Below are 4,036 nucleotides of genomic sequence, written 5' to 3'. Positions count from 1 at the left end.
CGCGCTGGCCTGCGACGTGCTGGCGGGCGGCGCCAACGAGGTGCTGAACGGCCTGCGCGGCCTGGGCCTGGACACCCGCGGGTCGGTGGTCGTCGAACCGGTGGACCTCGCCTTCTTCGGCCCGGCCGCGGAGGCCGGGCGGCGCAGCCTCGGGCGGCGCGTGCACGCGCCGGTCTGGGCCGAGGTCGAGGCGCGGATCCGCGCCCAGGGCAGCTACGCGCCGAGCTTCTACCTGTACCTGGTGGTCGCGGCGCTGCTCGGCGCGGTCGGCATCGTCACCAACTCGCAGATCCTGATCGTCGGCGCGATGGTCGTCGGCCCGGAGTACGGGGCGATCGTGGGGGTGGCGCTGGGCCTGGACCTCGGTGACCGGCGGGCCGTCCGGCGCGGGCTGACGGCGCTGGCCCGCGGGTTCCCGGCGGCCATCGTGATCACCTTCCTGTTCGCGCTGGTGATCCGGGGGTTCGGCCTGGAGTCGCGGGCGTACGACGCAGGGCTGCGGCCGGTGTCCAACCTGATCGGCACGCCGGACTTCTTCTCGGTCGTGGTGGCCTGCCTGGCCGGCGTGGTCGGGATCGTCTCGCTCACCGAGGCCCGGACGAGCGCGCTGCTCGGGGTGTTCATCTCGGTGACGACCATTCCGGCGGCCGCGGACGTCGCGGTGTCCGCGGCGTTCGAGAACTGGGAGAAGTCCTGGGGCTCGTTCCTGCAGCTGCTGCTGAACGCCGGGGTGCTGGTGCTGGTCGGCACGGGCACGCTCCGCACCCAGCGCGCCGTCTGGCGCCGGATCGGCCGGCGGCGCGGGCTACCGGCCACGGACTGAGTCCGCCGGAGGGGGCGGGGCAGGTGGGCCCCGCCCCCTCCGGGACGGTCAGGCGGTGGCGGGCGGCGGTCCGCCCGTCCGGGCCGGCGGGGCGGCCCGGTCGCCCTCGGGACCGGTGTCGAGGAACTCCCGGATCGCGAAGCCCAGCGCCACGAAGAAGGTGATCCACAGGACCACGGCCCAGGTCGGGTAGCTCCAGGTCGCCAGGATCAGCGCGCCGATCAGCAGGACGACCACGCCGATCCAGCGCTTCCAGCGGTGCACGAACGGGCCGACCGGGCCGAGCTTCATGCCGAGCGAGTACAGCGCGTCGCGCAGCGAGCCGATGATCCGGCGGCAGGCGGTGCGCACCGCGACGGCGGGCTTCGACGGCCCGATCAGGAAGGCTCCGACCGCGGTGACCACGGCGACGGCACCGATGGCGCGGATGCTCGCGCGCATGAACCGGATCAGGGTGTCGTAGACCGTCCCGGCGGCCGCCTGGTTGGCGCCCGGTGGCAGGTGGTCCAGGTAGTACGCCCTGAAGATCGTCAGCACGACGCCGATCAGCAGCATGGCGATCGCGATGCCGATCGCCGCGCCGATCAGCGCCCGGCGGCGGTTGACGGCGAGGAAGACGCCGCCGGCGGCCACGATCACCGTGAGGATCGGCAGCCAGTTGCCCATGATCTCCAGCAGCCGGAAGTACGTCCTGATCTTGCCGACGTCCTTGGAGGAGAAGATCACGAAGTTGGTGTGGACGTCCGGGATCTTCGAGGCGACGGAGAGCCCGGAGTCGACCAGTTGGGTCTTCACCTTCGCGATGACGGGCGCGAGGTCGATGGAGACCTGGTTGTTCTCGAGTTTGACGGTGCCGCCGCCCTTGCCGGTGAGCGCCTTGTCGAGCGTGCTGTGGATCAGGCGGTTGGCGTCGACCCAGATGGTGGCGAACTGGTCGCTGGTGACGACCTTGTGGACGGTGGAGCTGATCAGGTCGGTGAGGCCGCTCTTGATCGGGCCGCTGAGGTTGCCGATCAGGTTGGACAGGTTCTCCGGCACGCCCTGCTGGGCGGCGGTGTCCGAGAGCTGCTTGACCAGGGCGTCGACGTCGATCTGATCGAGCACGACTTTGGTGACCCGGTTGGTGATCGCGTCCTGGACGTCCGGCTCGGTGGCGAGCGGGGCGACGGTCTGCACGTACCGGTCGGTGTCACCGACGAAGTTGGCCGTCCAGACCGCCATCACGGACAGCATGGAGAGCAGCGAGGCGATCACGATCAGCACCACGGCGCCGGAGGTCCGCCAGCGGTGGTGCTCCCGCTTGTGCGGCGGAGTGGTCGCCTCCAGCGCGGCGAGGCGCGCCTTCAGCGCGGCCACCTCGTCCGGGCCGCCGCCGGCGGCCACGGTGGGCCGGTCCGACGACGGTCCCGGGCCCTGGGCGGGCGGTGGCCCGCCCGGCGGGACGGGCTCCGGCGGTTCGCCGTGGCCGGAGCCGCCGGACGCGGATTCGCCGGAGCCGGGCTCCGGTTCGCTCGACGCCATCTGCTCTCCTCGGGTCGGGGCCTGCGGCCGTTCGCCCTACCAGGAGAAGCGCGGCCCGGCGCGGCCACCACCGGGAATGGGCGTACGGGTGGTTCCGGCGCGCCCACGGCAGGCCGGACGGCGCGGTGGCGGCGATGATCGGAGGGTCCGTGCGAACCGCCCCGAGCGGAGCGGCGCACGGCCGCACCCGGTCAGGCAGGAGGACCCCATGGCGAAGGACCAGAACCCGGAGACCCGTCCGGCGGCGCAGGCCACCCCCGAGGAGCGCGCGGCCCGCGGGCGGGCGGCACGGCGGCGGGCACCGCGTTCGAGTCACGCCGAGTACCGGCCGACGAAGAAGCGGCCGGACCCGCTCGGCATCCTGGAGGCCCAGTCGGCCAAGCGGGTGCCGGAGCTGGTGCCGATCCGCTACAGCCGGATGACCGAGTCGCCGTTCCGCTTCTACCGCGGCGCGGCCGCCATCATGGCGTCCGACCTGGCCGGCAGCCCGGACTCCGGCATCCGCGCCCAGCTCTGCGGCGACGCCCACATGCTGAACTTCCGGCTGCTGGCCTCCCCGGAGCGTCAGCTGCTGTTCGACATCAACGACTTCGACGAGACCCTGCCCGGCCCCTGGGAGTGGGACGTCAAGCGGCTGTCGGCGAGCCTGGTCATCGCGGGCCGGGCGAACGGCTTCGACGACAAGGAGCGCGCGGAGATCGTGCGGGCCACCGTCCGCCAGTACCGCGAGGCGATGGCCCGGTTCGCCGGGATGCGGAACCTCGACGTCTGGTACGCCCGGATGGACTCCGACATGCTGCAGGAGCTGGCCGCCGAGCGGGCGCCGAAGCGCGGTCAGCGCGGGCTGGCCCAGGCGCTGGCCAAGGCCCGGACCCGGGACAGCCTGCAGGCCTTCGAGAAGCTCACCGAGGTCGTCGACGGCCGGCGCCGGATCGCCGCGGACCCGCCGCTGCTGATGCCGGTCTCCGAGCTGCTGCCGGACCTGGAGCGCGATGCCCTGATGGAGCTCTTCCGCAGCCTGGTCGCCCGCTACGGCAAGACCCTCCCGTCCGACCGCCGCTACCTGCTGCAGAACTTCGAGCTGGTCGACGTCGCCCGCAAGGTGGTCGGCGTCGGCAGCGTCGGCACCCGCTGCTGGATCTTCCTGCTGCTCGGCCGGGACGGCCAGGACCCGCTGTTCATGCAGGCCAAGGAGGCGGACACCTCCGTCCTCGCCGCTCACGTCGGCGCCAGCCAGTACCGCAACCAGGGCGAGCGGGTGGTGTCCGGCCAGCGGCTGATGCAGGCGGCCAGCGACATGTTCCTCGGTTGGGAGCGGGTGGACGGCATCGACGGCAAGCGCCGCGACTTCTACGTCCGCCAACTGCGCGACTGGAAGGGCATCGCGGTCGCCGAGGACATGCGGCCCGCCGGGATGCAGGCCTTCGGCGCGCTCTGCGGCTTCACCCTGGCCCGTGCCCACGCCCGCTCCGGGGACCGCATCGCGATCGCCGCCTACCTCGGCGGCAAGGACGTCTTCGACCATGCACTGGCGGAGTTCGCGGAGGCGTACGCCGACCAGAACGAGCGGGACCACCGGGCCCTGGTCGACGCCGTCCAGGACGGCCGGCTGCCGGCCGCCACGACCGCGCGGCCGCGTTCGCGGACGTGGGTGCCGACGATCTCCTGGATGCGTTCCGTCCAGTCCTGTTC

General features: G+C 72.8%; 3 protein-coding genes. 2 read left to right on the top strand and 1 reads right to left on the bottom strand.

The window, feature by feature from the left end; genetic code table 11:
* Window positions 1-823: DUF389 domain-containing protein (locus ABZ641_RS28225; protein ID WP_359986168.1), on the top strand; the 823-nt coding region annotated here is incomplete at its 5' end.
* A 48-nt stretch (window positions 824-871) separates the two neighbouring features.
* On the opposite strand, the gene ABZ641_RS28220 is transcribed toward ABZ641_RS28225, so the two are convergent.
* Window positions 872-2,344 (bottom strand): hypothetical protein, encoded by a 1,473-nt coding sequence (locus ABZ641_RS28220; protein ID WP_344624754.1) that lies wholly within the window; start codon window positions 2,342-2,344, stop codon window positions 872-874.
* Between the two features lie 208 nt (window positions 2,345-2,552).
* On the opposite strand from ABZ641_RS28220, the gene ABZ641_RS28215 reads away from it, so the two are divergent.
* Window positions 2,553-4,036: DUF2252 domain-containing protein (locus tag ABZ641_RS28215; protein WP_359986164.1), on the top strand; the 1,484-nt coding region annotated here is incomplete at its 3' end.

The organism is Kitasatospora sp. NPDC007106 (assembly GCF_040634455.1).
GTDB lineage: Bacteria > Actinomycetota > Actinomycetes > Streptomycetales > Streptomycetaceae > Kitasatospora > Kitasatospora arboriphila.
Note: the sequence above shows the minus strand (reverse complement) of the source record. Positions and strands in the feature narration are given on the sequence as shown.

Bases quoted from the DNA above. Each gene is read 5' to 3' on its own strand.
- ABZ641_RS28220 (WP_344624754.1), bottom strand. From the start codon at position 2,344: ATGGCGTCGAGCGAACCGGAGCCCGGCTCCGGCGAATCCGCGTCCGGC.